Source organism: Marinobacter bryozoorum (genome assembly GCF_023156245.1).
Lineage (GTDB): Bacteria > Pseudomonadota > Gammaproteobacteria > Pseudomonadales > Oleiphilaceae > Marinobacter > Marinobacter bryozoorum.
Genome location: NZ_JAKZAH010000020.1, coordinates 44,659 through 69,712, shown reverse-complemented (window position 1 = coordinate 69,712; position 25,054 = coordinate 44,659). Strand labels below are relative to the sequence as shown.

The following is a 25,054-nucleotide window of genomic DNA, read 5'->3' as shown; positions in this document are numbered from 1 at the left end:
TCCCATCAGATTCTCCGGTGATGAAGAATTTTTACGCATTATGCCAGAAGGTGTCTCCTGCCGCGCAGACTCCTAGGACGCATAGCTTACATGTGTGGCTGGATTGCCAGTGTGGCGTTCATTCTGCTAACCCTGAACGTTTTCTACGACGTGGTTGCGCGCTACGCCTTCAACAATGTCTCCATTGGTATGCAGGAGATGGAATGGCACCTGTATTCCGTGGTTTTCCTCATGGGCATTCCCTTTGCCTTGCGCACCGACGGCCATGTCCGTGTTGACGTTCTGTACACCCGCTGGAGTGAGACGTTCAAGGCCTGGGTAAACCTGGTGGGCGCGCTCCTGCTGGTAATCCCCTTTGCGGCATTCATCGCCTGGCTGGGCATCGACTTCGCCGTTGAGTCCTACAAGCTCGGCGAAGGCAGCGGTGATCCCGGCGGCCTGCCATACCGATGGATTATCAAGAGCCTGATTTCCTTCTCATCGTTCTTCACTGCCATTGCCGGCATCAATATGGTCACCTACGCCATTCGCGTTCTCAAGCGGGACGCCCACTATGAAAACAGCGAACACAGCGCCGGAGGTCTCGCATGATCGGTATTATTATGTTCGGCGTGTGCCTGCTGATGCTGCTGTGGGGCTTCCCGGTAGCCTTTACCTTCGGTGGTGTAGCGCTGCTTTTCGGCCTGATCGCGGAAGGCCCCCAACTGTTCGCGTTCATGCCCTATCGCATCATGAGCATCATGACCAATACCACGCTCATGGCGGTTCCCCTGTTTATTTTCATGGGCCTGGTGCTGCAACGCACCAAGCTGGCAGAGCAGCTGCTGGAGTCCATGGGCAAGCTGTTTGGCGGCGTGCGCGGCGGCCTCGCCATCTCAACCATCCTGGTCGGTGCATTGCTTGCGGCCTCTACCGGCGTGGTCGGTGCGAGCGTGGTCGCCATGGGCCTGATTTCCCTCCCGGTGATGCTTCACCATGGTTACAAGACCGAACTGGCCACCGGGACCATCTGTGCCTCCGGCACCCTGGGGCAGATTATTCCGCCCTCCATTATCCTGATCATCCTCGGTGATGTGATGGGCCTGCCGGTAGGCGACCTGTTCAAGGCCGCCGTGGTGCCCGGGCTGATCCTTATCGGTCTCTACGTGGCGTACATCCTGATCATGGCGTTCCTCAAGCCGGACATTGCGCCGGCCATGCCCCGGGATGAAACCCAGTCCCGTGCCCAGGAGGTGCGTAAAGCCCTGCTGGCAGTTATCCCACCCCTGGCCCTGATTATCGTGGTACTGGGTTCCATCTTTGCCGGTGTCGCAACGCCAACGGAATCGTCAGCGCTGGGCGGCGTCGGGGCCGTGGTTCTGGCCTTACTGTATCGCCAGTTCTCCTGGCAGATTATCTGGGACTCGGCAAAGGACACCGTCAAGGTTACCGCCATGGTGTTCGCCATCCTGGTGGGTGCAACCGCCTTCTCCATGGTGTTCAGCTACACCGGCGGCGACTACCTGCTGGAAGAATGGATGCTGGCCCTGCCCGGCGAAAAATGGGGCTTCCTGATCCTGTCGATGCTGATCATCCTGTTCCTGGGCTTCTTCATCGACTTCGTGGAAATCTCGTTTATCGTGGTGCCGATCCTGGCGCCGATTGCAGAACTGCTTGGCATCAACATGCTATGGTTCGCCATCCTGATCGCCATGAACCTGCAGACCAGCTTCCTGACGCCTCCGTTCGGGTTCAGTCTGTTCTACCTGAAGGGCGTGGCACCACCGGGGGTGCAGACCACCCAGATCTACCGGGGCGTTGTGCCATTTATCCTGATACAGATCGCGGTGGTGATCACCCTGCTGGTAATGCCGGAGTGGTTCGGCATGACCGCCACCGCCGGCTACTGAAGACACTGAAGGCCTGCACCCGCAGGCCTTTTTTCTGTTGATCACTGGCTGCCACAGCAAGCAATTGCCGGAATCTGTGAGCAAGCCACACCCATTAAGATAGCTTTCTTATAGGTCAGCCAGCATCTAAGGAGCTCCGCCATCCCGCGCCCCGTTCACATCAAGGCCGTCCTGCTGCTGGCCAGTACCATGACCGTGCTGGCCGGCGCTATCATCGCGCCGTCCCTGCCCGGCATGAACCAGCATTTTGGCGGCGATGCCGAGGTGGCCGTGCAGCTTGTGCTGACGATGCCGGCCCTGATGATCACCCTGTTCAGCCCGGCCATGGGTTACCTGGCAGACCGTTTTGGCCGCCGCAACCTTCTGCTGGTGGCACTGCTGATCTATGGCCTTGCCGGTCTGTCCGGTTTCCTGATCGACCGTGTGGATGTGCTGATCCTGTCCAGGGCGATACTGGGCATGGCCGTGGCGGGCATTATCAGCATCAGCACCACGCTGATCGGCGACTACTTCGCCCCTGGCGAACGGGCGCGGTTCCTGGGACTGCAAGGCAGTTTCATGGCCCTCGGGGGTGTTGTGTTCCTGAACCTGGGCGGAGCCCTGGCAGACTGGAGCTGGCGTGGCCCCTTCCTGGTCTACATCGCCGGGCTGTTGCTGCTACCCTATGCCCGTTCGGTGCTCTATGAGCCCGACAAGGCTGACGATCAGGACGCCGTGCCCGGCAGGGACACCACGGCCGAGCCATTTCCCTGGGGTCGCGTCATCCTCGCCTACAGCCTTGGCCTGCTGAGTATGGCCATGTTCTACATGGTGCCGGCGCAACTGCCGTTCCTGTTGACAGAGCGCCATGAGGTGAGCGGTACCGCGATAGGGCTGGCGCTGTCTACTACGCCCATGGCTGCGGCCCTGGTGTCATTCAGCTACGGCCGCATCAAACCCTGGCTGACGGTCAGCACGCTCTACGTGGTGGGCTTTGTACTGGTAACGTTGGGGTTCAGCATTGTCGGATTCGCCACCAGCTATGCCCTGACCCTGGTGGGTGTCGCCCTGGCGGGCCTGGGGTTCGGCATTTTCCTGCCCAACACCAATGTCTGGCTGATGCGCATTACCCCGGCGGCCTATCGGGGGCGGGTCTTTGGCGGCTCATCCTCGGCCATCTTCCTGGGCCAGTTCCTGTCGCCCCTGGTGGTAGCACCGGTAGCCATGGTGCTTGGCTCACTGCGGGATGTCTATCTTGCGGCTGCGGCAATGTGCCTGCTGATGGCGGTGATAATGGCTGTTCTGGGTGCAACCTGGCTGCGGCACGATGATCCCCGGACGCCTGCAGGCAACCACAATGATTGATGTGTTCCGCAGAACGAGAGAAGATACCGTTTTCAGCAATCATGGACGAACCTTGCTGCCCCCTCTAATCAAACCAACAAGCACAAGAAGGGACATGCCATGAAACTCAAAGACTCCGTTGCCATTATCACCGGATCCTCTTCAGGGATCGGCGCTGCTATCGCCCGCCTGTTTGCGGAGCACGGCTGCCATGTGGTGATCAACTACAGCAGTAACGAAGACGGCGCCCGCGCCGTGGCCGCTGACTGTGAAAAGCACGGCGTAAAAACCCTGGCCGTAAAGGCCAACGTGGCCGAAGATGCCGATTGCCGTGGCCTGGTGGACGCCGCCCAGGACAAATTCGGCCGTCTCGACATCCTGGTCAACAACGCCGGCACCACCAAGTTCTGCGACCACGCCAACCTCGACGGGCTGGACAAGCAGGACTTCCTGGACCTGTACGCAGTCAACACCGTGGGCCCCTACCAGATGACCCGCGCCGCCGAGAAAGCGCTGCGCGCCAATGGCTCCGGCCACATCATCAATATGGCTTCCATTGCCGGCCTGGCGGGTATCGGCAGCTCCATTGCCTACGCCGCCTCCAAGGGTGCGCTGGTCACCATGACCCGATCCCTGGCCCGCATCATGGGTCCTGAAGTCCGGGTCAACGCCGTATGCCCTGGCTTCGTGCAGGGTGAATGGCTGAAGAAGGGCCTGGGCGAAGACAAGTACGATGCCCTGCTGGCAAAGACCAAGGCCGCCGCACCCCTGAATGACGCATCATCCCCCGAAACCGTCGCCGACGTATGCCTGGGCCTGATCATCGGTGGCGACCTGACCACCGGCGAAACCATCCTGATTGACGGCGGCGCCCACCTGGGCATGGCGCCGGTCCGTCGCTAACCCCGGGCTGAATCAAGGAGACCAACCAGACATGAGCAACAAACCCAGTATCCTGATCGTCGGCGCCGGCGCCATTGGCAGTTTCTATGGCGCCATCCTGAAGAAGGCAGGCTGCAGTGTCAGCACCGTGCTGCGCTCCGAATATGAGGCGGTGAAGGCCAACGGCATCCGCATTTCCAGCCCCCTGGGAGACCTGTCCTACCAGCCGGACCATGTATACCGGGACGGCGACACCCCGGTGGAAGCCCCGGATTACCTCATCCTCTGTGTGAAAGTGCTGCCGGGTGTGGATCGCGCCGCACTGGTCCGCCCCTGGATGGGCCCCAACACCCGCCTGGTGCTGATCGAAAACGGCCTCGATATCGAGCGGGAACTGGCAGACGCCTACCCGGACAACCCCATAATCAGTTGCCTGGCGTTCATCGCCGCCAGCCGCACCGAGCCCAGGGTGGTGGAACACAAGGCCTATGGCAAGCTGGTGATGGGCCGCTACCCGGAAGGCATCGATGACAGCTGCCGCGAGCTCTCACAACTGTTTATCGATGGCGGTATCAACATCGACCTGACCGAGCAGGTGGTTGGAGAACGCTGGCGCAAGTGCCTGTGGAACACTCCCTTCAACCCGCTGTCCGTCATTGCCAACGGTGCCGATACCCGGACCATCCTGGACACTGAGGGCGGCGAACAACTGATTCGAAACATGATCCGTGAAGTAATGACCGTAGCTGAGGCCGAGGGCTATCCCATGGATGACGATGTGATCGAGCAGAACATCGAAGGCACCCGCAAGATGCCCCCCTACAAGAACAGCATGGCCCTGGACTACCTCAACGGACGCCCCATCGAACGGGATGCGGTTCTGGGCAACGTCGTGGCGATTGCCGAACGCCACGGCATTCCGGTGCCCCACCTGAATACCGTGCTGGTTACCCTGAAAATGCGGGCGAAACTGAAGGGACAGAGCTAGTTCTGTCGAAATACTTTACATATTTTTAGCGAGTGGGTGCGAGCCCGCTCGCCGGCCTTCCCTTCCCTCCCCCGTAGCGCAACTAATCCCGAAGCGATACCTCTCTTTGGTAAGTTTCACCTCTGTCCATAAATTTTACACACCCTTTCGGAACATCAAAAAACTTCTTCACTATCAATTACCTGAAAACTGGCCCGCTTCCTGCTTACAAATAGAATGTCAAACTCAATAGTTCTTTCGAGGGTCAAATGAACAAACTACTCACCTCCGTTGTATTGGCAGCCAGCTTGGCCCCCATCCAGGCATTTGCCGCTCCATACCTGCCCTCATCATGTGATTCGAGTAATGCCTGGGCCAACGGCTTCTCCGCCGTTGAATGCCGGGATAACAATACTAACGGCTATCCGGACAATAATGGCGATGAAACCGTTACGCTCTTCCTCAACACGACCTGGCCGGATGCGGGAGACTTCTCACCACTGGTGAAGAACGGCTTTTCAAACGCCGGCATGAGCTTCAACGTCACCGATGCGGAACCTGGCGCAGGGTATGCCAACGCTTTCGAGTTTTTCCTGCCTGACGAATATGCTGGCACCGAGATCGACTGGGTTCTGGCGATCAAACAATCCAACTACCTGGTGTCGTACTTGTTCAAGGACATCCTGGTAAACACCGGGCAGCCCTCCATTTCCGGCCACTTCAACAGCCCTTGGAAAAATGGAACCGATGATTTTTCCTGGGCGGGCGGATTACCAGGCGAACCAGGGACCCCGGTAATCCCGGTTCCCGAACCCGGTTCACTGGCTCTGCTCGGCCTTGGGCTGATCGGCCTGCGGTTTGCCCGTCGGCGCAGCAAGGCTTCCTGAGCCTCGAGAGCAACCTGCAAAAACAACAAACCCCGCTCAAGGCGGGGTTTGTTGTTTAAGGAAACCGGCCAGCTGGCCGGCTCCAGAGTGTCACTCAGACTTACTCAACGTCCGAGTTGTTCAGATAGGCCCGGTCGGAAATGTTGGTCCAGGGACGAATCTGCTCCATGTACTCACGCTGGGAATCAATAATTTTCTTGGTGAGCGGATCTTCCTCGGCCATTTCAGCCAGCAGCTTCTTGGTAGAAGCACGCAGCGCCTCCATGACTTCATCCGGGAAAGTGCGGAACTTCACGTTCGGGTACTCTTCCTGGATGCTGCTCCAGGCCTTGCCGCTTTCGTGCATGGTCTGGATGTACATGTCATAGGCAGCGGTGCGCATGGCGACCCGGAGCACTTCCTGGAGGTCTTCCGGCAGCTTGTTCCAGACATCCTTGTTAACCAGCCACTGCAGCTCTGCAGACGGCTCCTGCCAGCCACCGTAGTAGTAATCGGCAATCTGGTGGAAGCCCATGGGCAGGTCCAGGGCCGGGCCAACCCATTCCAGCGCGTCAATGGTGCCACGCTCCAGGGCCGTGAACAGCTCTCCCGGCGGGATGTTGGTGACGGCAACGCCGATGTCAGACATAACCTCACCAGCGAAGCCAGGTGTCCGCATTTTCAGGCCCTGCAGATCCTCCAGGGACTCGATCTCATCACGGAACCAGCCACCCATCTGGACGCCGGTATTACCGCCAGGGAACGACAGCATATTGTGTTCGCCATAGACTTCCTGGGCCAGGTCAAAGCCCTCACCGTAATAGAACCAGGCGTACTGCTCCGGTGCTGTCATGCCGAAAGGCACGGTGGTGAAGAACATGCTGTTGGGGATCTTGCCCTTGTAATAGTAGGACGCGGTGTGGCCAATGTCGTATTGGCCTGCCTTGACCATATCGAAGATACCGAAGGGCGCCTTGTGCTTGTTGGAGGAGTCGATGCGGATCTTGATACGACCCTCGGACATCTTCTCGACCATGGCCTTCAGGCTGCGGTTGGTATCCCCCAGGATTGGATAGTTCGGCCCCCAGGTTTCTGCAAGGCGCAGGGTATAGGTTTCTTCGGCGACAGCCTGGCTTCCGGTGAAGGAGAGGCCCAGAAGCAGCGCTGCTGCCGTCAGCTTGGAGCGTAATGTCATAATATTTACTTCCAGCAGTGATTTTATTATAGGTTGATTGAGCAACCGGCTGATGGCCTGAAGCCATGTCGAACCGGTATGACCGGGTAATGATAGCCTCCCAGACCGGCCAATGCACAGGGGGATCTCCATGAAACAGCTTTTCCTGATCCGACATGGCAAATCCAGCTGGAGCAACGCATCGCTCAGTGACCTGGACCGTCCTCTCAACAAACGTGGTCACCGCCAGCTGGAAGCCATGGCCCGGCCCCTCAGGATGATGGGCGCCCTGGATGGCCAGGTGCATGTCAGCCAGGCCTGCCGGGCGCGGCAGACTATTGAAGGGCTGCTGGACTTGTTGGGCGAACCCCGGCTGGTCGCCAGGATTCACTTTGAACCCGATCTCTATACGTTTCGCTATAAACGCCTCTTACACTGGATTCGCCAGCTCCCGGAAGACCCGGAAACCCTGACCATCATAGGCCATAACCCTGCGCTCTCAGACCTGGCTGCCCGGCTGACCGGGCAGGATGCGCCAGACATGGCCACCGGTTCAGTCATGCACCTGGAACTACCCATCGATAGCTGGGCCAGAGCGGGCAAGGGGCAGTCCAGGGTTGTGGCCTACCTGCCCCCGAAGCTGGCCAGCTACAAGCTGTTTCAGCGCAAGGCCCCGCCCCCTCCGCATAAAGAACAGGACCTGCGAAAGCAGGTACCCGCAACATTGCACCACTTGCTGGAGCGAATGCGCGCCATCCAGCCAGGTGTTCTGGCGGGCGTCGACCCGGAGTTCCTGCACCAGTTCCGTATTGCCCTGCGACAAAGTCGCGCCATCACGGAAGCGATCTGCACCACCACCGGCGATGAACACCTGAAAAAAGCCTTGCATCCGTTGAAGACCATGGCCCGCCAGACCAGCATCGTGCGGGACCTGGACGTGTTTTTGATGGAGCTTGATGCCCGCACCATGGAAGATCGGCGATTGCGCCAGTCCCTGCGTGCCTCCGGGGCAGAGGCTTTTTTCAGGCACTGGCAAACTGAGTGCCAGCAGCAACTGTGCAGCCAGCTCGAGGGGAAGGGGTGGCGCAAGGCCCTTGCAACCTGGGAAGCGGCGGTTACCGGAAAGACGCTGTCACGACCGCTGAAAAAGCTGACACCCAGCACCATTCACAACACGGTCAGTGAGCGAGCTGCACTCTGCCAACAGCTGTTCGCCCACCTGGCACCTGATGCGCCCGATGAGCGTTTCCACGACGTACGCAAGGCCCTGAAACGACTCCGGTACCTGGCAGAACTGGACACGCAGGGTTACCAGGACTTGATCAACACACTCAAGAGACAACAGAAGCTCTACGGCCGGTTCCAGGATCGCCACGTTCAACTGACGCTGTTGGACACCCTCGCTGACAATCGCAGGGACCGCCAACTACCACCGGCACTGGCAGAGCTGGCGGCTGAACTGGAGAGAGAAAAGCAGGAAGCACGGGCAAGGATCCTCACGTCCCCGAATCTTGAATTAGCCTGAAGACGGAGAGCCCGGTTCAGAGCAGCCACCAGGCCGCCAGGCCAGCGACACCGAGCACTGTGATAAGCACTAGCCACCTCCCCCGGGCTGAAGGGCTACGCGGATCGCTGCGGGCCCGCATGATCGTTGCCCAGGTATGCTCACCGGCAAAGGTGATATCCGTATCCTGCATACCTGGCGCCCAGGTGCATTCCTTTTCCTTGTGTTTCATAACGCGCTCCCTGAAAAACTGGTCCGACAGCTTACCGCCATGGGCATGCCTTCACCAATGGCCGGCGCGGAACCAGCGCACAGCCGGGTGATCCAGACATTCCTCGCAGCGTAGCTACTTCGACTGATTAAAACGGGGCAACCCGGGTTGTAATCACGACCCGGCATACCAACCCATACCAGTAAGCAGTAATTGATGGCGTCGGCAGACAGGCCCGCCGTCCCTTTTCACTCTCACACGGGAGGCAAGCACATGAAGGTTCTGATGGTACTGACATCCCACAGCGCAATGGGAAACACCGGACACAAGACCGGCTTCTGGCTGGAGGAATTCACCGCTCCCTACTACGTATTCCGCGATGCGGGAGCGGATATTACCCTGGCCTCCCCCAAGGGCGGGCAACCCCCGGTCGACCCCAACAGCGAAGCAGAGGACGCACTGACGGAGAGCACCCGCCGCTTCAGCGACGACGAGCATGGCCGCAAGGCACTGGCAAACACCCGGAAGCTCAGCGACGTCAACGTGCATGACTACGACGCCGTGTTTTACCCGGGTGGCCACGGCCCGCTATGGGACCTTGCCGAAGATGCGGACTCCATCCGCTTGCTGCAAGAAGCCAACAACGCCGGCAAGGTCATCGGTGCGGTATGCCATGCGCCGGCGATCTTCCGGCACCCGGAATCTCCCAACGGCGACTGGTTCGTCCGCGGCCGCGGCGTAACCGGCTTCAGCAACAGCGAGGAAGAGGCCGTCGGCCTGACCGGTGTGGTGCCCTTCCTGGTGGAAGATATGCTCAAGGAGAAGGGTGGCAACTACAGCCGTGGTGATGACTGGTCACCTCACATCGTGGTGGACGGCAACCTGATTACCGGCCAGAACCCGGCTTCCTCCGAAGGCGCTGCCAAGGCAGTTCTGCAGGCCCTGGAAGACTGATCAGCCCCGAAGGGTCTCTGCGGGAGGGCGCTCGTCCGGCGGCGCGCCCTCCTCACACTTCACGCAATTCAGCCGGAATCCCAGCATCCCCTGCCTGCCCTCCGCTGTGACTACCCAGGGCCGGTTCACCCAGGGCGGTTGGTGGCGCACGTGTTGATTGTGGCCGCAGGAGAGCTGGGCCACGCAGTGACCCTCCTCATCACAGTGGTAACCGGTAATCGGCTGTTTCATCAAAGCCCCTTTCCGAATGCGCCCTGGCTTGTCATCGCAGGCTGTCAGGCACCCTTTACCTTTTCAGGCAACAGGCCTTGAACTTGCGGCCACTGCCACAGGGGCAGGGTTCATTACGCCCCGGGTCCAGGCGGCCTTCCCGGGTCTGGCCGCTGAGATAGAACCAGCGGCCATCCTCACGAACAAAGTCCGATGCTTCCTCCAGATAACCGAAACCATCCGGCAGCCGGTACACCGCCCGGAAGTGCACCTGCCCCCGGCCTTCCTGCTCGCCGGAAGACAGCACCTGAAGGCCCACCCAGTCCGGTGAATCATCCAGCTGCAGGGTTGCCGGCCGGGTATCCGGATGCCAGGTCGCCCGCAAATAGTCGGTAAGTTTCAGCACAAAGGCGCTGTACCGGGAACGCATCAGCGCTTCCGGTGTGGGTGCCGGCTCGCCATGGTGATGATACCGCCGGCAGCACTGCTGATAGGGTTGGCCGCTGCCGCAGGGGCATTCCGGCGTATCTGACATAGGGGGTTCCTCATTTTCGGGTGGCGTGCAACGACTGCAAACCGACAGCCTCCAACCAATAGCGACCTAACTGGCCGTGTGTTATAACTGCCTGCTTCTTAACGATAACCCTCGCAAGGACAGGCCCTGCTGTGCCAGCCGATATCACGCTCTACCACATCCTACTGGCCAACCTGGTGATCCTGGCCGGCTCCTGCCTGCAGGGCGTAGCAGGTTACGGCATTGGTACACTGGCAGCACCGCTGCTGTTCCTGATTTCGCCGGCGTTCATACCCGCGCCGCTGACCCTCAACGCCGCCATACTCACTATCCTGATGCTGATGCGCAACCGCACTGCCCTGCAGGTGCGGGAGGTGCGCTACGCCATCGGCGGTGGCCTGGCCGGTGCCGCCCTGGCCGGTGGCACCCTGCTGGTCATTACGGCACAGGGCTTTGAACTGATCTTCGGCACCCTGATCCTGCTGGCCGTCATCCTCAGCGTGGCGGGCCTGAAACCCCGCCTGAACCCGCGTAACAGCATCATCGCAGGCCTTGCCTCTACCTACATGGGCACCATTACTGCCGTCGGCGGACCGCCCATCGCGATGATCTACCAGAACGAGAAGGGACCGATGGTACGGGCCAACCTGTCGGCCTTTTTCCTGTTTGCCAACGTCTTTGTGCTGGCTACGCTGATCATTTCCGGCTATCTGGGCGTCACCGAGTTGTGGCTCTTCGTCGCCACCATGCCGGGGGTCTTTATCGGTTTCTGGCTGTCCGCCGGGCTGGTAAACCGGCTACCGTTTGAGGCACTTCGCCCAATCATCCTGGGCATTGCCGCCGTCGCCGGACTGGCAGCGCTGATACGTGGACTGATCAACCTGAACCTGGGCTGACCTGTTCAGCGGGCCGCCTCTTCCCCGCGCAGCTGGTCGATACGTTCGTCTTTCTCTGCCCATAGCTGGCTGACCCAGGCCTGGAAGGTTTCCCGGAAGACGGGGTCATTGGCGTAGTCACCGGCAAACAGCTCCGCCGGTACCGTGCGCCGGCGTATATCCACCACCACCCTGGACACCTGACCGCTGATCAGGTGCCAGAATCCGGGAATACGCCCCTCCGGGTACATGATGGTCACATCAAGCAATGCGTGCATCTGGCCGCCCAGCGCAGCCATGACAAAGGCAACTCCGCCGGATTTCGGTTTGAGCAGATGCCGGTAAGGTGAGCCTTGTTGCTGATGCTTGGCAGGGGTGAATCGGGTGCCTTCCAGGAAGTTCACCACCGTAACCGGCAGGTTATGGAACTTTTCGCAGGCCTGGCGGGTGATTTCCAGGTCCTTGCCCCGGTCTTCCGGGTGCTTCTCCAGGTGCGCCTTGCTGTAGCGCTTCATGAAGGGGTAGTCCAGCGCCCAGAATGCCAGTCCGATCAGCGGAACCCAGATCAGCTCTTTCTTGAGGAAAAACTTGAAGAATGGCGTCCGACGATTGAACGCCTCCACCAGGGCCGGGATATCCACCCAGGACTGGTGGTTGCATATCACCAGGTAAGGCTGGTCCCGGCCCAGCTCGACGTCACTGCGGATATCCCAGATGGTCGGAGTCAACAGGCGGAACAACCATTTGAGGCCTTCTGCCCAGGCCTCCGCAATCCACATCACCCCCAGGGAGCAGACCCGCTGTAGCGGCCTGAACGGCACCAGGGCTTTTACCAGCCCCATCACCAGCATGGGGCCAATACCAATCAGGGTAATGAGCAGGACCAGCAGGCAAAAAAGCGTCGCCCGGAAAAGGTGCAAAACGAACACGTGCGTAACCCCGGCTGGCCGGCCCCTCAGATATCCCTGCTGTTGCTAACCTGTCGCGCCAGGCGCATCGCCTCGTGCTCTTCCATTTCCTTGAGCGAATCCATCAGTTCCTTGGCTTCCGCAATCTCAGCCTTGCCTGCCAGGCTGTCATAGAGGTCGATTACCTGGTCATGGAACTGGAAGACCTCCCGGGCGATGTCATCGAAAGTCAGGGAAGCAAAGTGGGTATCTGACGGATCAGAAACCTTCACGGGCTGATGTTTCATGTAATCGTACAGGCGGGTTCTCAGGGCCTTGGGATCTGCCTGACGTTCAAACTCTTCGGTTATCCGCACCAACTCCTGTTCGTGGTCTGCCAGGTAAGTCAGCAGTGCGCTTGCCTGGTCATTGGCATTACCGGCAGCGCTCTCCCGCAGGCTGCGTGCGAGAAAGCCGTGCATATCACGGACCCAGTCGATCAGGTCTTCAAACGTCTTGATTTCCATAGGCTTCCCTTTTGATGAGATCAGCAACTTTTGGTCTGGCTATACAGGAATCCTACCTCACCAACCCGCTTTCATCCATTCGCGCTGTCATCACGGCCCTCCGCCATAGCCGGTGAGCTCCATATAACCGCTACCGTCTACGGAACCTGAGACAGAGACCGGGCTCTCCCAGTAGGGATACAATCCTTCGTTCCAGTATGTTCCCAGCGGCGCACGGATCTCCAGGGATAACCCCCTGTCCGGAATATCCAGTTGCCAGGCGACCGGCACACGGCCCTGGTTGATCTCCCGGTAATCCAGCGCAGCCAGGTCAATTTCATCGGACGCCAGGGAGTGAACCTGTCCCTGTGGATCAACCCAGGTACCAGAGCGGTAGGCGTTGTCACCATCCCCCACCCGGAACACCATCAGCCGGCTGCCGTCGTCCAGGCGCAGGGCGAACCAGTCCCAGCCGCGCTGATCTGAGCGCAGAAAGCGACTGCTCCACTCCCGGTCCAGCCAACCCAGACCGCTGACCGAGTGGCTCTGTCCATCAAGTACCACTTCACCTTCAATGGCAATATCCGTCAGGCTAAAATACATCGAGCCCTGCCCGTCCGGCGTTTTCGCGCTGAAGCCCTGTTCGCCGTGACGCACCACTTGTCCCTCCGGAACCAGTGCAAGCTCATAGGACCAGCCGTCCCCCGAGGCCGATAGTTGCCACTGTCCGTCTGCCACCTCCATCAGTTGCCAATGATCCAGCCAGACCTGCAGTGGGGCCGCCGTGGCGCCTGCCTGGCCTGTATCACCCCGGGCAAAGCGCTCATCAAACCAGTGCTGTCCGCCGAAGGAGACTGCGCCATGGGCCATCCAGGCGGAGTGTAATGGCCAGAGTGAGGCCTTTGGGGCCGGGTCATCCGTCGACCGTGGTTCCAGGCCCTGACGGAACTGGGTCCACTGCAGCCCGAGGGGTTGTCCAGCCGCAGTTTCCAGGTTGGCGGTGAGGTACCACCATTCAATACGGTATTCCGGATGCGCCCCCCAATCCGCTGGCAGCCGGACAAGGTCCCCCGGTGCTGGCTGCCGGAAGCCCTCTTGCTGGCCCTGCGCAGCAAGTCCGGCGAACCCGGTGTCCGAAGGTTCACCGGAGCAGCCAACCAGGGTGGCAACGGGGATGACAGCCAGCAGCGCAAACAACAGGTTCATTTTCATCGCTCCTCCCCGGTTGCCAGGTCCGGTGCCGATACCTGCGACGGCGCCCTGAGATAGAAGGCTCCCGCAACGATCAGCGCGGAAAGTGCCAGCAACGCCATAAGCTCCAGCCAGAAACCGGGGTAGACAGCCATGGGCAGCGACCAGCCAAACGCCAGGGGATTAATCCGCTGCACCAGCACCCAGGTCAGGGCAATGCCTGTCGGTACTGCCGCAAGCCAGATTACCAGCATCAGCTCCGTCGTCAGTCTGAGCATGACGTGGAACCAGGCCTTCCCGGCCAGGCCCCATGTCGTCAGCAGCTGGTAATACCAATGCCTTGAGCCCAGCACGACCCAACCGGTCAGCAACAGCGCAACCACCGCCAGGCCCAGGGTCAGATAGCTGATCGCGCGGGTCAGCGTGAAGGTCTGTCGGAATATCCGGTTAGCAATCCGGTGCACGGTGGCATTATCCCGTACCTGCAAACCGTTCACTTGCCAGGCCTGCTCCAGCGCAGATACCAGCGAGGCCTGCCTGCTATTGCCGCTGGCCGGCAGGGTTATCGTGAGCGAGCGGAAGCCGGGCTCATAGCCTGACGGCAGAAAGGCCACATCCATCAGTACCTCACCCGACGGGCGCCCGTAGTCCGCGTAGATTCCGGCAACGGTTACCTGGCGGCGTTCTCCCTCGACCAGGATGCTGACGCGGCTGCCCGGAGCCAGGCCCCGGCGCCGGGCCAGCTGCTCGTTCACCAGCACAGCTCCTTTCCTGACGGCTCGCCAGGGCGCTTCACTGGCATGGAGCAGAGACCACTCCCGCACCAGGGGCGAGCGGGTATCGGTCGCCATCAGGTCCAGGATGTGAGTCTGGTCTCCATCGACCAGGGCAACCTGCCCCCGCTCTACCGGATGCCAGCTATCAACCAGGTGCCCTTGCGACAATACCGAAGCCACCGTTGAGATGTTTTTTCCATCGGGAACCTCCACAAAAAGGTCTCCGGCCAGGCGCTGCCCGAGCCATTGGTTGAAGGTTCCCTCAAAGGTGTGCACAAGGGCGTGGACTGCGATGACTGTGCCGGCTGCCAACTGCAGCGCCACCAGCGGCAGCGCAAGCCGGCGCATCAGCACACCCAGCTCCCGGCGTCGCCACAGGTGCAGTGGCGATGCATCACGGTGAGGCAACACCAGCCTTTGCAGCAGCCAGGGTGTGATTAGCCCGGCACCCGCCAGCAGCAATGCAGTTGCCAGGAACGCAACGACCAGGGAGCCGGCCACCAGCACCAACACAACCCCGGCAACCAGCATGGTAAACCCCGCCATGGGCTTCCAGCCGGGGATGAAAGATTGCTCCCGACGGACCTTCAGGAGATCGAGGCCACACCAGGCCACAACCAGCGTCATCACCCCCAGGGTGACCAGGAACCCGGTAACCGACCGGGACGTTTGCAGCAGGCCGGTGTCAAACAGGTTATCCATGGCCGCACCAAACCCTGCGCCGAGCATCTCCGCCAACAAGAGCCCGAGGCCATGGCCGGGCAGCGCCCCCAACAGGGCGAGAACGCCCAGCTCCAGCAGCAAATAGCGACGCAGCCGGCGACGCTGGACACCATAACGCTCCAGCAGTTGCAGCCCGTGCCGGCGCTGGGCAAGCCCCAGCGTATAGACACTGCGTATCAGCAACGCTGACACCAGCACCACCAGTACCGCCAGGGCGTTGAGGTTGAGCAGGAAGCTGTCCGCCAGTTCACCGGTGTCCAGTGCCGACGGGTCGGGCTGGCGCCTCCAGCCCTCTGGCAGCCGGTCTGTCTCCCTGGCAAGGTACAGGCGCAGCCTTGAAGGCCTTTTCAGGGCCAGGCCGGCGGCTTCGGCGATATCTACGAAGGGCTCGCCATCCAGCGCGGGTGCCGTACCGGACCGGGCGGAGTCTGCGCAGCTCATCGCCAGCGGGTCCACACCAATAACCCGGGCACCTCCGCTGCCGACCACAACCTCCAACCATGGCACCACGCAGAGGCCCTGTCGGCGCAGGGTGGCGAAGTCTTCAACGGTTACCTCAGCGCCATCCTGACGGGCCAGTAATTGTTGCCCGGCCAGCTGACGATCGCCGACCTGCATACTGTCCCGGGCCTGGTCGGTCAGTGTCCATACCCCGGACCAGAGCGCAGTCGCCAGGGTGAGAATGGCCCATAGTGCCAGTAACTGCATCGGGTGGCGCCGGTAGTGACTGAGAATTGCCCGCAGCAACATGGTTCAGTTTCCGCCGGCCAGGTCCAGGTGCTGGTCACAACGGTCCGCCAGCGACAGGTCGTGGGTGGCCAGCACCAGGGTACAGCCACGACGCCGTTGCCACAGGAAAAGTTCATCAGCCACGTCATGGGCGGTATTCCGGTCAAGGCTGCCCGTGGGTTCATCTGCAAGGATCAGGTCCGGCGCCATGGCAAACACCATTGCCAGGGACGCTCGCTGACGCTGCCCACCGGAAACCTGGTCCGGATAGCGCCTCTCCAGACCCTTCAGTCCCAGCCGCTCGAGCCAGTCCCGAACGGGACCAAAGGACTGACCAGCCAGGTCGGCACGCAGACGTACATTCTCTTCCAGGGTGAGGGCCGGCATCAGGTTACTGTCCTGGAACACCACCCCGATCCGGCGCCGCCGAAGTTCTGCCCAGTCCCCCGGGCTTCGCTGAGCCGCAACCCTCCCGAACAGGGTGATGACTCCGCGATCGGTCGTTTCCATCCCACACAGAATATTCAGCAAGGTACTCTTGCCGGACCCGGAAGGCCCCGTCAGGGCAAGCGAATGCCCCGTCTCAACCGAGAAAGACAGGCCTTCGAAAACGGGCACCCGTCCGGCCCCGGTGCGGTAGGACTTATGGAGATCTGCAACCTTGATGGCAGCCAAAACCAACTCCTTCAAACATTACTGGGGAGGCCGGGAGCAGCCCCGGAGCGTATGATGACAGATTCAGCGGAGGATATTGCCATGAAGCCACAGGCCATCTTCGAACCCATCATCCTGGACGCCCGGCCTTCGTCGTTGCTGGTAGCCGGCAGTGCGGCTGAAGTGACCGCCGGGGCATGGCAGTCGTCAGCACAGGCCATCCGGGTAGATGTACTGGTCCACAGCCAGGGTGAGCTTACCGGCGAAAGCGCAGGGCCCCACGACCTGGCCCTTATCTCGGATACGCTGGAAGCCATGGACCGGACCACGGGGACGCTGCTGCTGGGGCAACTGCGTAACCTGGGTAACCGGCGTATCGCCGTTCTGGTGGAAAACGCCAGTGGCTGGCGGCTGACCGATTTCCTGGCCCTGGGTTTCACCCGCCAGGCCGTTGGAGACGAAGGCACCAGCCACAGTCTGTATACCTACAACATCGACACCTACAACCACAAGCGGGACTGGAACAACCCGAAATACTGGGCCAACCCGGAAATGTGGGACAAGGCCCGGTGGTAAAGGCCCTGTCGCCAACCCGTCACAAAAATCTCATGTCGCCGTCATAGTCTGACGGCACCCTGATCAACAGGCTCCCGACGGAGTCCGAAACACCCAGCGCATCCGGAAGTGGGCACCCCGCTGGCGCCGACAGCGCAGGATGATTACATAAAGCCCTATACCGTGCGGGAAATCGATGGCGCACGGGTGGGTATCATTGGCATCGATATCGCCAACAAGACCCGCAACAGCTCCAGTCCCCTTGAAACCACCGAGTTCCTGGATGAACAGGCAACCGCACAGGCAATGATCGACGAACTGACCGGGAGCGGCATCAACAAGATTATCCTGCTGACCCACTACCAGTATCAGAACGACCTTGAGCTGGCCAACAGGCTAAGCGGGGTCGATGTCATTATCGGCGGCGACTCCCACTCACTCCTTGGCGACTTTTCCGCCTATGGCCTGGAAAGCTCCGGCCCCTACCCGACCCTGACTACCAACGCAGACGGCGACCAGGTCTGCGTCGCCCAGGCCTGGCAGTATTCCTGGGTCGTAGGCGAGTTGAGTGTGGAGTGGAACGACGAAGGGGTTGGTCAGTCGTGTAACGGTGTCCCCCACCTGCTGCTGGATGAGCCACTGGTTCGCGAAGACGCGAACGAGGAGGAATACGAGCTTACAGGCGCCGAAATACGCTCGGTGCTCAACGAGGCCGTCGACTACGCCCACACTGACTCCAGTGGCGCCTACCCCTATGCCGCTGGCCTGCGCTGGTACGTAGACATGAATCGCAGCGCCGGCACAAGACTGCACGATATCGAGTATCGGGAGCGTAACGAAGGAGCCTGGCTGCCGCTGAACGACGACACCCACCTGACCGTGGTCAGTAAGCCTTCCATGGACGAATACTCCACACAAAACTATACGGCCGCGCCGTAACCCGAACTGGCCGGGGACCATGCGGGTTCCCGGCCAACCTGGCATTCAGGGCAGGGCCACCGCCTCGAAACGGGCCAGCCCATGGCCCTGGTCATCCAGCAGCTTGAGCACCTTGCCTTCCAGGAACACCCCGGCCGTATCGGCAAATACGTCGTAAAGCACAGTTTCATAGCTGTCGTCCGGGCACGCCATACGGGTGCTGGCCATGGAATCGAACAGCAGGTTGGCACCAGTGACTGTGTACTCACCCACGAACCGGTTGCAACCGCTGAAGCCATTCACCTTGCCGTCGTCCCGAAAGATCATATGGGGCTCGCCCTGCTCTCCCTGCGGGACGTCCACCGCGTTGCCCTGAAGCTCCATCAGCTTCCAGTAGGTGTTGGTCAGGGGTGCTGTGGGCACAGGTCCACCCTGCTGTGAGCCAGGTCCGGAGGCACAGGCCGCCAGCAATGCCAGGCAACCGAGCACGATAATCCGACCAGCTACGCTCATTCCATTCATGGTTGGTAACCCTCCTGAGTCTGCGGCCCGGGCCGCCCGTTCGAAAACGCCATCATACCAGTGCCGACACTCAACCGTCCGTGGTCGGGATGACAATCCTGCAAACCATTCACTTGCAGGCAACCAGTCCGGCATCGCATGGGGTGTTTCCGGCCTGTACCCCACCTTGTAATTTTGGGGTAAGCACCCGCAATATTCCCGTGTATCGATCGGGTGCTAGAATCCTTGAAAGGCGACCGATCACCTTTCACCGAAGTTCAGCTTCGCGTGATGCCCGCCTACCCACTCTTCAGCAAACACGAGGATGCCATGGCAGCCATCAGCCAGGAGCGCGCCCGGGAGGAACTTGACCGGGAAAGCAGCAAGGTAAACCAGGACGACATCGAGACCCTGCTGGAACGGCAGAAAAAGATCGAAGCCAAGGTGCAGGCCGGGGGCAAGCTTGAGCGGTTTTCCACGGATATCCGCCTGATGTTCTCGCTGCTGCGGGATTACTGGAACGGCCGCTACCGGCAGGTTCCCTGGAAAAGCGTGGCGGCCATAGCCGGCGCCCTGCTCTATGTACTGAACCCACTGGACCTGATTCCCGATGTGCTGATCGGCTTTGGCCTGCTGGACGATGCCGGCGTGGTAGCCCTCTGCCTGAAAATGGTGGAGTCAGACCTGCACCGCTACGCCGCCTGGAAGGAGCTGGACGCCGAGGCCGCCGCCAGCGCCTGAGTACCGGCTTGACGTGCATCAACGCCCAGGCGGTGGTGATAACGTAGTGTGTCCACAGGCCGGTTTACCGGAATCTGTCCAACAGCTACCAGGGCCCACCATGGATTTTGATTATTCCGAAGACGCCCGCCAGGTCCAGGACCTGATGCGACGGTTCATGAAAAAACACGTCCTGCCACGCAACAGCGATTGGTTGCGCAGCGCAGAGGATGGCGTCTACCCACTGGACATTATCGAACCCATCAAGGCCCAGGCCCGGGAAGACGGTCTCTGGAACCTGTTCCTGCCGGAGCTGAAAGACCACGAGCCGGGCACGCCCATGTCCAACCTGGACTATGCCCCACTGGCCGAGATCATGGGCCGGCTGCCCTGGGCCGCTGAGCTATTCAACTGCAGTGCGCCGGACACCGGCAATATGGAACTTCTGCACCGGTTCGCCACCGATGAGCAGTACGAGACCTGGCTGAAACCCCAGCTGGACGGCACCATTCGCTCCTGCTTCGCCATGAGTGAGCCGGACACGGCCTCCTCCGACGCCACCAATATCAGCACGACCATCCGGCGCGACGGTGACGAGTACGTCGTAGACGGCCGCAAGTGGTTCATCACCGGCGCCAATCACCCCAACTGTCGATTTGCCATTGTGCTGGGCCGTTGCGATGACGGCCCCGGTGACAACCGCCACCACGAACACTCCATGGTCATCGTGCCCATGGATGCTCCCGGCCTGGAGGTGGTCCGCAACATTCCCATCATGCAGCACCACTCCCCGGAGGGGCATTGCGAGATCGCCTTCCGCAACGTGCGGGTACCGGCAAGGAACTTGCTGGGCAAACCCGGCGAAGGCTTTGCCATGGCCCAGGCGCGCCTGGGTCCGGGCCGGGTCCACCATTGCATGCGCACCATCGGTCAGTGCGAACTGGCACTGGAGATGATGACCGAACGCTCCCTGGAACGGCGCACCTTTGGCAAGTTTCTCAGTGAGTTTGAGAACGTCAGGGACTGGATCGCCGAGTCGCGGCTGGAAATCGACCAGGCCCGCCTGCTGGTGTTACAGGCGGCCTGGAAAATGGATCAGTACGGTAACCAGGCGGCGCGGGTGGACGTATCCGCCATCAAACTGGTGGCCGCACGCCTTCAGACCCGTGTCGTGGACCGGGCCATGCAGGTATTCGGCGCCATGGGACTGACGCCTGATACCCCCCTAGCCTACCTGTGGACCTGGGGCCGTGCCCTGCGCTTCCTCGACGGCCCGGATGAGGTGCACCTGCGCACCGTGGCCCGGGCCGAGATCGAGAAGGCGAAGGAGCACCGGGGCTCAACGGCGGCTTACTACAACCTCCGCTGAGCCCCTGATACCCGTCAGGGTATGGCTGCCGGGCAGCCTTACTCTGCGGGCGCCGTACCTCGCTCTTCGGCAAAGTTGATGTAGAAATCCAGGCTGCCCGGATTGGCCATGGCATCCGGGCTCGCCACCTGGGACAGGGGCTTGCCCAGCAAGAGCTTGCGGATGGGCAGCTCCATTTTCTTGCCGGTCAGCGTGTAGGGAATCTCCGCTGTCGGGATGATCTCATTGGGCACGTGACGGGCTGACAGGTTGTCCCGGATCGCTGCACGAATCCTCCCCTTCAGGTCATCATCCAGGGTGACACCTTCACGCAACACCACGAACAGCGGCATGTAGGATTCCCGCCCCAGGTATTCCAGGTCCACGATCAGTGAGTCCATGACCTCCGGGATCTCTTCCACTACCCGGTAGATTTCACCGGTACCCATGCGTACGCCCTGGCGGTTGATAGTGGTATCCGAACGGCCATAGATGATGGCGCCACCCCGTGGGGTAATACGAATCCAGTCACCATGGCGCCAGATGCCCGGATAGGTATCGAAGTAGCTGTCGTGATAGCGATGGCCGCCTTCGTCGCCCCAGAAGTACAGGGGCATGGAGGGCATGGGCCTGGTAACCACCAGCTCACCTACCTCGTCTTCCAGCGGCTTACCGTCCTCGTCAAACGCATAGACCGCCGTACCCAGGGTGCAGCACTGCATCTCACCGGCGTACACCGGCATGATCGGGTTACAGCCCACATAGAAAGCCGCAACATCGGTACCACCGCTGATAGGTGCCACCAGCACGTCATCGCCGATTTCGTTCATGATCCACTTGTAGCCTTCATCCGGCAGTGGTGAGCCGGTGGAGCCCACGGAATGGATCCGGCTCAGGTCGGCGTAGTCCCGCGGGTGAATCTCGGCCTTCTTGCAGTTGAGGAAGTAGGCGGCGCCTGCGCCGAAGAAGGTCACCCCGGCTTCCCCGGCAAACCGCCAGAGGGTGCCCAGGTCCGGATAGCCCGGGTTGCCGTCGTAGATACAGATGGTCGAGCCCAGCAGCAAACCGCCAATCTGGGCGTTCCACATGATCCAGCCGGTGGTGGTGAACCACAGGTAGCGGTCATCCGGCTGCAGGTCCATATGCAGCCCCTGACCCTGCAGCCCCTCCAGCAGGGCGCCACCATGGCTGTGCACAATGGGTTTGGGCATGCCGGTAGTGCCGGAGGAGTAAACCACCCACAGGGGATGGTCGAAGGGCAGCTGTTCGAAGCTCATAGGCTCTTCGTGGGCCAGCATGTCCGACCAGGGTACGCTGTTTTCCATGGTCACCCCGGTATCCAGGTACGGCAGCAACACGACCTGCTCCAGGGTGGGCAGCTCTTCCCGTAACTGGCTGACTACCTCCATGCGGCTGAAATCCTTGCCACCGTAGCGATAGCCGTCCACGGCAATCATTACCTTGGGATCGATCTGGCGGAACCGGTCAATCACGCTGCGGGTGCCCATATCCGGCGAGCAGCTGGACCAGATGGCGCCGATACTGGCGCAGGCGTAGAAAGCCACCACTGCCTCCGGAATGTTGGGCAGGTAGGCCACCACGCGGTCACCGGATGTAACCCCCATCTGTCGCAGGCCATGGGCAAAGGACGCGACCTGTTTCTTCAGGTCACCCCAGGAAAGCTCCTGCAGCTCGCGAGTCTCGGACCGGGAGATGATCGCAGGGCGCCCGGGCTCATCCTCATGGAAGCGGAATGCCTGCTCGATCATGTTTATCCGGGCGCCCTCAAACCAGGTGGCGCCTGGCATGCGGTCGCCGTCCAGCACCCGGGAATAAGGGGCCGAATGCCGGATATCGAAATAGTCCCAGAACGCAGCCCAGAAATCTTCCAGGTGATCTACGGACCACTGCCAGAGCGCACTGTAATCGTCAAAATTCTGGTCTTTGTGTGTGTTCAGCCACTGCATGAAATCGTGCATGAGGCTGCGCTCGATACGAGCCTGGTCGGGTTGCCAGAGGCATTCGGGGGTCTGGTCTGTCATGGGCGGGTCTCCATTTATTATTGACTGTCATAGGTAGACATCAGATTGCGATCGGGGGCGGCACCTGCCAACTTGTGGTACAAGCGCTCGCTATAATGGGTGACATACTATCGGATAAACAGGGCCTGAGCTCAATGTCAAAATCCACCCACGCACTCCTGATCCACACGTATCAGGCCATTCTGGATGACCTGGATAAAGGGCGGGGAGCAAGCGAACTCTCCAGGCATCTTTCCGAGGCCGAATCACTCTCCCTCAGCCTGGAGGAAAAGTCTGATCTGCTCGAAGCTGTCGGAAAAGCCATCAACCTGGCCCAACGGAACGAGCAATATCAGCTCAACGAACGCTCGCTTCGGGCCGTATCAGAAAGCGCTGAAACACTCACCGAACTGAAGGACCCGGAAGCGGTCCTTAACAGCATCGTGACTCGCGGGCGCAAGTTGCTACGCAGTGATATTGCCTGGCTGGCCGGGCAAGCCCCGGACAAGGAGGGAAGGATTCTGGCCACTGATGGCGTCTACACCGAGCTTATCAAGGATCTCAGAGGGCCCGGGGAAGCAGGCATCGCCGGCCATGTGCGAAACTCCCGGTCAGCCTTTACTACCCGCAACTACCTGACGGAAGACCAGTTCATCCATGATCCCCTGATGGACAGGGCCATGGCAGAAGAGGGAATCCAGTCGGTACTGTCCGTGCCGATCATGTCGAACTCCGTGGTCATCGGTGTCCTGTTCGTTGCCGACCGTTACGAGCGGTTCCATCAGCCCTGGGAGATTTCCGTACTCGGCACCCTAGCCGCCCATGCTTCCGTAGCGATCCGCAATGCGCAAATCTTCGAACAGAAGCAGCACGCCCTCAGGTACGCCGAGCAGGCAAACCGGGAGCTGCAGGACAAGGTAGCCATGCTGGAGCATGCCACCGACGCCCATGAGAAACTGACCTCCCGGATCGCCAGGGGCGGCAGCCAGCCGGACATGATCCGCCTGGTCGCCGACCTGCTCGATGGTGAACTCGGATTTATCGACCCCATGGGATCCGTCACCTTTGCCGTCCCGGCAAGCGCCCTGCCGTTCTTCGAAACCATCACCCTGAACAGCCAGTCCAGCAGGCCGATGAACAAAGCCATCGAAGCCAGCCGGCTGACGGGTCGCTCAGTGACCCTGGATAACCACCAGCACATCCTCAACCTGATGGCTGTTTCAAGTGGCAATGATCACCTGGGGTCGCTGCTTATCCGCACCCAGGCTCCGTTATCCGGTCACCAGACCCGGATCTTCGAGCGTTCGTCCACCGCGCTTGCAGTACTGAACCTGCTTGAGGAAAAGAAGACCGCCTCTGACCTGCTCGACATCAGGACCACCATTGCCAACCTTCTGGACCCGAAAGACCCGGCCCGGCCACCCACCAGAACCCAGGCCCTGAAAATCGGCCTCGACACACAGTCCCCGATGGTGCTGGCGGTGATTGCCCTTGAGCCGTCAAAGGTTCATTTTTTCCTGAAAAAGATCAATAAACGACTGAAGCCCCTGTCCGGGGTGGCGACGGAAATCGACGGCCGGATCGTCCTGCTGTTTAACCAGAACGATACCCAGGCTATCCGGCGCCTCCTTCATGAACACATGAGTAACGAGCCCACCTGGACCGGACTGACGGCCCTCTCCCACCCCATCAGGCAGCCAGAGGACCTACCCGGTGAGTATCGGCTGGCGATACAGTCGCTGCACGTCGCGAAGCACCTGGGGCGCAACAACGGGACATTTTTCTACCATGAGTACGCTATATATACGCCATTGCTCGGCAACAGGACGCCGGTGGATGTGGCAGCCTTTATCCGGGCAACGATTGGCGAACTCATCGAATCGGACCGTGCCAGGAAAACAGAGCTGGTCCGAACCCTGCAGATATTCATGAGCGAGCAGCAGAATGCCAGGGCTACCGCCCGCAAGCTGAAGCTCCACGTCAACACCATTCATAACCGGCTTGACGCCATCAACGCCATACTGGGTCCGTGGCAGCAGGATAACCGGTCGCTGGAGATCCAGCTGGCACTGCGGCTGTACAGCCTGAGGAAAAAAGCCGGCAGGTAAGAGCAGAAAGCACGGCAGCCCCGCCACCCTCCCGCCGGCTTCCTGCCC

General features: G+C 60.5%; 24 protein-coding genes and 1 pseudogene. 14 read left to right on the top strand and 11 right to left on the bottom strand.

The window, feature by feature from the left end; translation table 11 throughout:
* Positions 1-90: 90 nt before the first annotated feature.
* The 6 genes and pseudogenes from MLC59_RS12290 to MLC59_RS20145 all read left to right on the top strand — a co-directional run.
* Positions 91-591 (top strand): TRAP transporter small permease subunit, encoded by a 501-nt coding sequence (locus tag MLC59_RS12290; protein ID WP_248234581.1) that lies wholly within the window; start codon positions 91-93, stop codon positions 589-591.
* Entirely contained in the window at positions 588-1,889 is a 1,302-nt protein-coding gene (locus tag MLC59_RS12285) for a TRAP transporter large permease (protein ID WP_248234580.1), read from the top strand. The genes MLC59_RS12290 and MLC59_RS12285 overlap by 4 nt, the downstream gene beginning before the upstream one ends.
* A 141-nt stretch (positions 1,890-2,030) precedes the next feature.
* Positions 2,031-3,233 carry an MFS transporter gene (locus tag MLC59_RS12280; protein ID WP_345799773.1) on the top strand — a complete coding sequence of 401 codons (1,203 nt, stop codon included), beginning with the start codon at positions 2,031-2,033 and terminating at the stop codon, positions 3,231-3,233.
* Between the two features lie 99 nt (positions 3,234-3,332).
* Positions 3,333-4,115, top strand: a complete 783-nt coding sequence (locus tag MLC59_RS12275) for an SDR family NAD(P)-dependent oxidoreductase (protein ID WP_248234578.1) — start codon at positions 3,333-3,335, stop codon at positions 4,113-4,115.
* A 31-nt stretch (positions 4,116-4,146) separates the two neighbouring features.
* Positions 4,147-5,082 (top strand): ketopantoate reductase family protein, encoded by a 936-nt coding sequence (locus MLC59_RS12270; RefSeq protein ID WP_248234577.1) that lies wholly within the window; start codon positions 4,147-4,149, stop codon positions 5,080-5,082.
* A 776-nt stretch (positions 5,083-5,858) separates the two neighbouring features.
* Positions 5,859-5,948 (top strand): annotated as a pseudogene (locus MLC59_RS20145) (PEP-CTERM sorting domain-containing protein); the annotation flags it as partial.
* 100 nt (positions 5,949-6,048) lie between these two features.
* Here MLC59_RS20145 and MLC59_RS12260 read toward each other — a convergent pair.
* Complete coding sequence (locus MLC59_RS12260; RefSeq protein WP_248234575.1) at positions 6,049-7,122, bottom strand: TRAP transporter substrate-binding protein; 1,074 nt, start codon at positions 7,120-7,122, stop codon at positions 6,049-6,051.
* Between the two features lie 130 nt (positions 7,123-7,252).
* On the opposite strand from MLC59_RS12260, the gene MLC59_RS12255 reads away from it, so the two are divergent.
* Positions 7,253-8,626, top strand: a complete 1,374-nt coding sequence (locus MLC59_RS12255) for a CHAD domain-containing protein (RefSeq protein WP_248234574.1) — start codon at positions 7,253-7,255, stop codon at positions 8,624-8,626.
* A gap of 16 nt (positions 8,627-8,642) precedes the next feature.
* Here the strand turns inward: MLC59_RS12255 and MLC59_RS12250 are convergent, their stop codons facing one another.
* Positions 8,643-8,837, bottom strand: a complete 195-nt coding sequence (locus MLC59_RS12250) for a hypothetical protein (protein WP_248234573.1) — start codon at positions 8,835-8,837, stop codon at positions 8,643-8,645.
* Positions 8,838-9,089: 252 nt separating this feature from the next.
* Here MLC59_RS12250 and MLC59_RS12245 point away from each other — a divergent pair, with 252 nt between their 5' ends.
* Positions 9,090-9,770 (top strand): type 1 glutamine amidotransferase domain-containing protein, encoded by a 681-nt coding sequence (locus MLC59_RS12245; protein WP_248234572.1) that lies wholly within the window; start codon positions 9,090-9,092, stop codon positions 9,768-9,770.
* Here MLC59_RS12245 and MLC59_RS12240 read toward each other — a convergent pair whose 3' ends face one another.
* Both MLC59_RS12240 and MLC59_RS12235 read right to left on the bottom strand, forming a co-directional pair.
* On the bottom strand, positions 9,771-10,001 hold the full coding sequence (locus MLC59_RS12240; RefSeq protein ID WP_248234571.1) for a DUF3565 domain-containing protein: 231 nt from the start codon (positions 9,999-10,001) through the stop codon (positions 9,771-9,773). It lies immediately after the preceding gene.
* A gap of 55 nt (positions 10,002-10,056) precedes the next feature.
* Positions 10,057-10,515: a YchJ family protein gene (locus tag MLC59_RS12235; protein WP_248234570.1), complete on the bottom strand. Its 459-nt coding sequence runs from the start codon at positions 10,513-10,515 to the stop codon at positions 10,057-10,059.
* A gap of 131 nt (positions 10,516-10,646) precedes the next feature.
* On the opposite strand from MLC59_RS12235, the gene MLC59_RS12230 reads away from it, so the two are divergent.
* The gene (locus tag MLC59_RS12230) at positions 10,647-11,390 is read left to right on the top strand and encodes a sulfite exporter TauE/SafE family protein (RefSeq protein WP_248234568.1); all 744 of its coding nucleotides are present in this window, start codon (positions 10,647-10,649) and stop codon (positions 11,388-11,390) included.
* A 5-nt stretch (positions 11,391-11,395) separates the two neighbouring features.
* Here MLC59_RS12230 and MLC59_RS12225 read toward each other — a convergent pair whose 3' ends face one another.
* The 5 genes from MLC59_RS12225 to MLC59_RS12205 all read right to left on the bottom strand — a co-directional run bounded on the left by MLC59_RS12225 (position 11,396) and on the right by MLC59_RS12205 (position 16,862).
* On the bottom strand, positions 11,396-12,289 hold the full coding sequence (locus tag MLC59_RS12225; RefSeq protein WP_248234583.1) for a 1-acylglycerol-3-phosphate O-acyltransferase, YihG family: 894 nt from the start codon (positions 12,287-12,289) through the stop codon (positions 11,396-11,398).
* A gap of 35 nt (positions 12,290-12,324) precedes the next feature.
* Positions 12,325-12,783, bottom strand: a complete 459-nt coding sequence (locus tag MLC59_RS12220; protein ID WP_248234567.1) for an ATPase — start codon at positions 12,781-12,783, stop codon at positions 12,325-12,327.
* 90 nt (positions 12,784-12,873) lie between these two features.
* Positions 12,874-13,968: a lipocalin-like domain-containing protein gene (locus MLC59_RS12215; protein WP_248234566.1), complete on the bottom strand. Its 1,095-nt coding sequence runs from the start codon at positions 13,966-13,968 to the stop codon at positions 12,874-12,876.
* Between the two features lie 2 nt (positions 13,969-13,970).
* Complete coding sequence (locus tag MLC59_RS12210; protein WP_248234565.1) at positions 13,971-16,202, bottom strand: FtsX-like permease family protein; 2,232 nt, start codon at positions 16,200-16,202, stop codon at positions 13,971-13,973.
* Between the two features lie 3 nt (positions 16,203-16,205).
* Positions 16,206-16,862, bottom strand: a complete 657-nt coding sequence (locus MLC59_RS12205; RefSeq protein WP_427901726.1) for an ABC transporter ATP-binding protein — start codon at positions 16,860-16,862, stop codon at positions 16,206-16,208.
* A 48-nt stretch (positions 16,863-16,910) separates the two neighbouring features.
* Between MLC59_RS12205 and MLC59_RS12200 the strand changes: the two genes are divergently transcribed.
* Both MLC59_RS12200 and MLC59_RS12195 read left to right on the top strand, forming a co-directional pair.
* The gene (locus MLC59_RS12200; protein WP_248234563.1) at positions 16,911-17,411 is read left to right on the top strand and encodes a DUF6231 family protein; all 501 of its coding nucleotides are present in this window, start codon (positions 16,911-16,913) and stop codon (positions 17,409-17,411) included.
* Positions 17,412-17,519: 108 nt separating this feature from the next.
* Positions 17,520-18,329 carry a 5'-nucleotidase C-terminal domain-containing protein gene (locus MLC59_RS12195; RefSeq protein WP_248234562.1) on the top strand — a complete coding sequence of 270 codons (810 nt, stop codon included), beginning with the start codon at positions 17,520-17,522 and terminating at the stop codon, positions 18,327-18,329.
* A 45-nt stretch (positions 18,330-18,374) separates the two neighbouring features.
* Here the strand turns inward: MLC59_RS12195 and MLC59_RS12190 are convergent, their stop codons facing one another.
* The gene (locus MLC59_RS12190) at positions 18,375-18,830 is read right to left on the bottom strand and encodes an META domain-containing protein (protein ID WP_248234561.1); all 456 of its coding nucleotides are present in this window, start codon (positions 18,828-18,830) and stop codon (positions 18,375-18,377) included.
* Positions 18,831-19,139: 309 nt separating this feature from the next.
* Between MLC59_RS12190 and MLC59_RS12185 the strand changes: the two genes are divergently transcribed.
* Both MLC59_RS12185 and MLC59_RS12180 read left to right on the top strand, forming a co-directional pair.
* On the top strand, positions 19,140-19,550 hold the full coding sequence (locus MLC59_RS12185; RefSeq protein WP_248234559.1) for a YkvA family protein: 411 nt from the start codon (positions 19,140-19,142) through the stop codon (positions 19,548-19,550).
* Between the two features lie 100 nt (positions 19,551-19,650).
* On the top strand, positions 19,651-20,898 hold the full coding sequence (locus tag MLC59_RS12180; RefSeq protein ID WP_248234557.1) for an acyl-CoA dehydrogenase family protein: 1,248 nt from the start codon (positions 19,651-19,653) through the stop codon (positions 20,896-20,898).
* A 38-nt stretch (positions 20,899-20,936) separates the two neighbouring features.
* On the opposite strand, the gene MLC59_RS12175 is transcribed toward MLC59_RS12180, so the two are convergent.
* Positions 20,937-22,919 (bottom strand): acetoacetate--CoA ligase, encoded by a 1,983-nt coding sequence (locus tag MLC59_RS12175; RefSeq protein ID WP_248234555.1) that lies wholly within the window; start codon positions 22,917-22,919, stop codon positions 20,937-20,939.
* 134 nt (positions 22,920-23,053) lie between these two features.
* On the opposite strand from MLC59_RS12175, the gene MLC59_RS12170 reads away from it, so the two are divergent.
* Positions 23,054-25,006, top strand: coding sequence for a helix-turn-helix domain-containing protein (locus tag MLC59_RS12170; RefSeq protein WP_248234554.1), 1,953 nt, complete (start codon positions 23,054-23,056; stop codon positions 25,004-25,006).
* Positions 25,007-25,054 lie beyond the last annotated feature (48 nt).

Bases quoted from the DNA above. Each gene is read 5' to 3' on its own strand.
- MLC59_RS12220 (WP_248234567.1), bottom strand. From the start codon at position 12,783: ATGGAAATCAAGACGTTTGAAGACCTGATCGACTGGGTCCGTGATATG.
- MLC59_RS12260 (WP_248234575.1), bottom strand. From the start codon at position 7,122: ATGACATTACGCTCCAAGCTGACGGCAGCAGCGCTGCTTCTGGGCCTC.
- MLC59_RS12285 (WP_248234580.1), top strand. From the start codon at position 588: ATGATCGGTATTATTATGTTCGGCGTGTGCCTGCTGATGCTGCTGTGG.
- MLC59_RS12175 (WP_248234555.1), bottom strand. From the start codon at position 22,919: ATGACAGACCAGACCCCCGAATGCCTCTGGCAACCCGACCAGGCTCGT.
- MLC59_RS12185 (WP_248234559.1), top strand. From the start codon at position 19,140: ATGGCAGCCATCAGCCAGGAGCGCGCCCGGGAGGAACTTGACCGGGAA.
- MLC59_RS12235 (WP_248234570.1), bottom strand. From the start codon at position 10,515: ATGTCAGATACGCCGGAATGCCCCTGCGGCAGCGGCCAACCCTATCAG.
- MLC59_RS12170 (WP_248234554.1), top strand. From the start codon at position 23,054: ATGTCAAAATCCACCCACGCACTCCTGATCCACACGTATCAGGCCATT.
- MLC59_RS12210 (WP_248234565.1), bottom strand. From the start codon at position 16,202: ATGTTGCTGCGGGCAATTCTCAGTCACTACCGGCGCCACCCGATGCAG.
- MLC59_RS12190 (WP_248234561.1), bottom strand. From the start codon at position 18,830: ATGAATGGAATGAGCGTAGCTGGTCGGATTATCGTGCTCGGTTGCCTG.
- MLC59_RS12270 (WP_248234577.1), top strand. From the start codon at position 4,147: ATGAGCAACAAACCCAGTATCCTGATCGTCGGCGCCGGCGCCATTGGC.
- MLC59_RS12255 (WP_248234574.1), top strand. From the start codon at position 7,253: ATGAAACAGCTTTTCCTGATCCGACATGGCAAATCCAGCTGGAGCAAC.
- MLC59_RS12250 (WP_248234573.1), bottom strand. From the start codon at position 8,837: ATGAAACACAAGGAAAAGGAATGCACCTGGGCGCCAGGTATGCAGGAT.
- MLC59_RS12290 (WP_248234581.1), top strand. From the start codon at position 91: ATGTGTGGCTGGATTGCCAGTGTGGCGTTCATTCTGCTAACCCTGAAC.
- MLC59_RS12180 (WP_248234557.1), top strand. From the start codon at position 19,651: ATGGATTTTGATTATTCCGAAGACGCCCGCCAGGTCCAGGACCTGATG.
- MLC59_RS12245 (WP_248234572.1), top strand. From the start codon at position 9,090: ATGAAGGTTCTGATGGTACTGACATCCCACAGCGCAATGGGAAACACC.
- MLC59_RS12275 (WP_248234578.1), top strand. From the start codon at position 3,333: ATGAAACTCAAAGACTCCGTTGCCATTATCACCGGATCCTCTTCAGGG.
- MLC59_RS12200 (WP_248234563.1), top strand. From the start codon at position 16,911: ATGACAGATTCAGCGGAGGATATTGCCATGAAGCCACAGGCCATCTTC.
- MLC59_RS12240 (WP_248234571.1), bottom strand. From the start codon at position 10,001: ATGAAACAGCCGATTACCGGTTACCACTGTGATGAGGAGGGTCACTGC.
- MLC59_RS12215 (WP_248234566.1), bottom strand. From the start codon at position 13,968: ATGAACCTGTTGTTTGCGCTGCTGGCTGTCATCCCCGTTGCCACCCTG.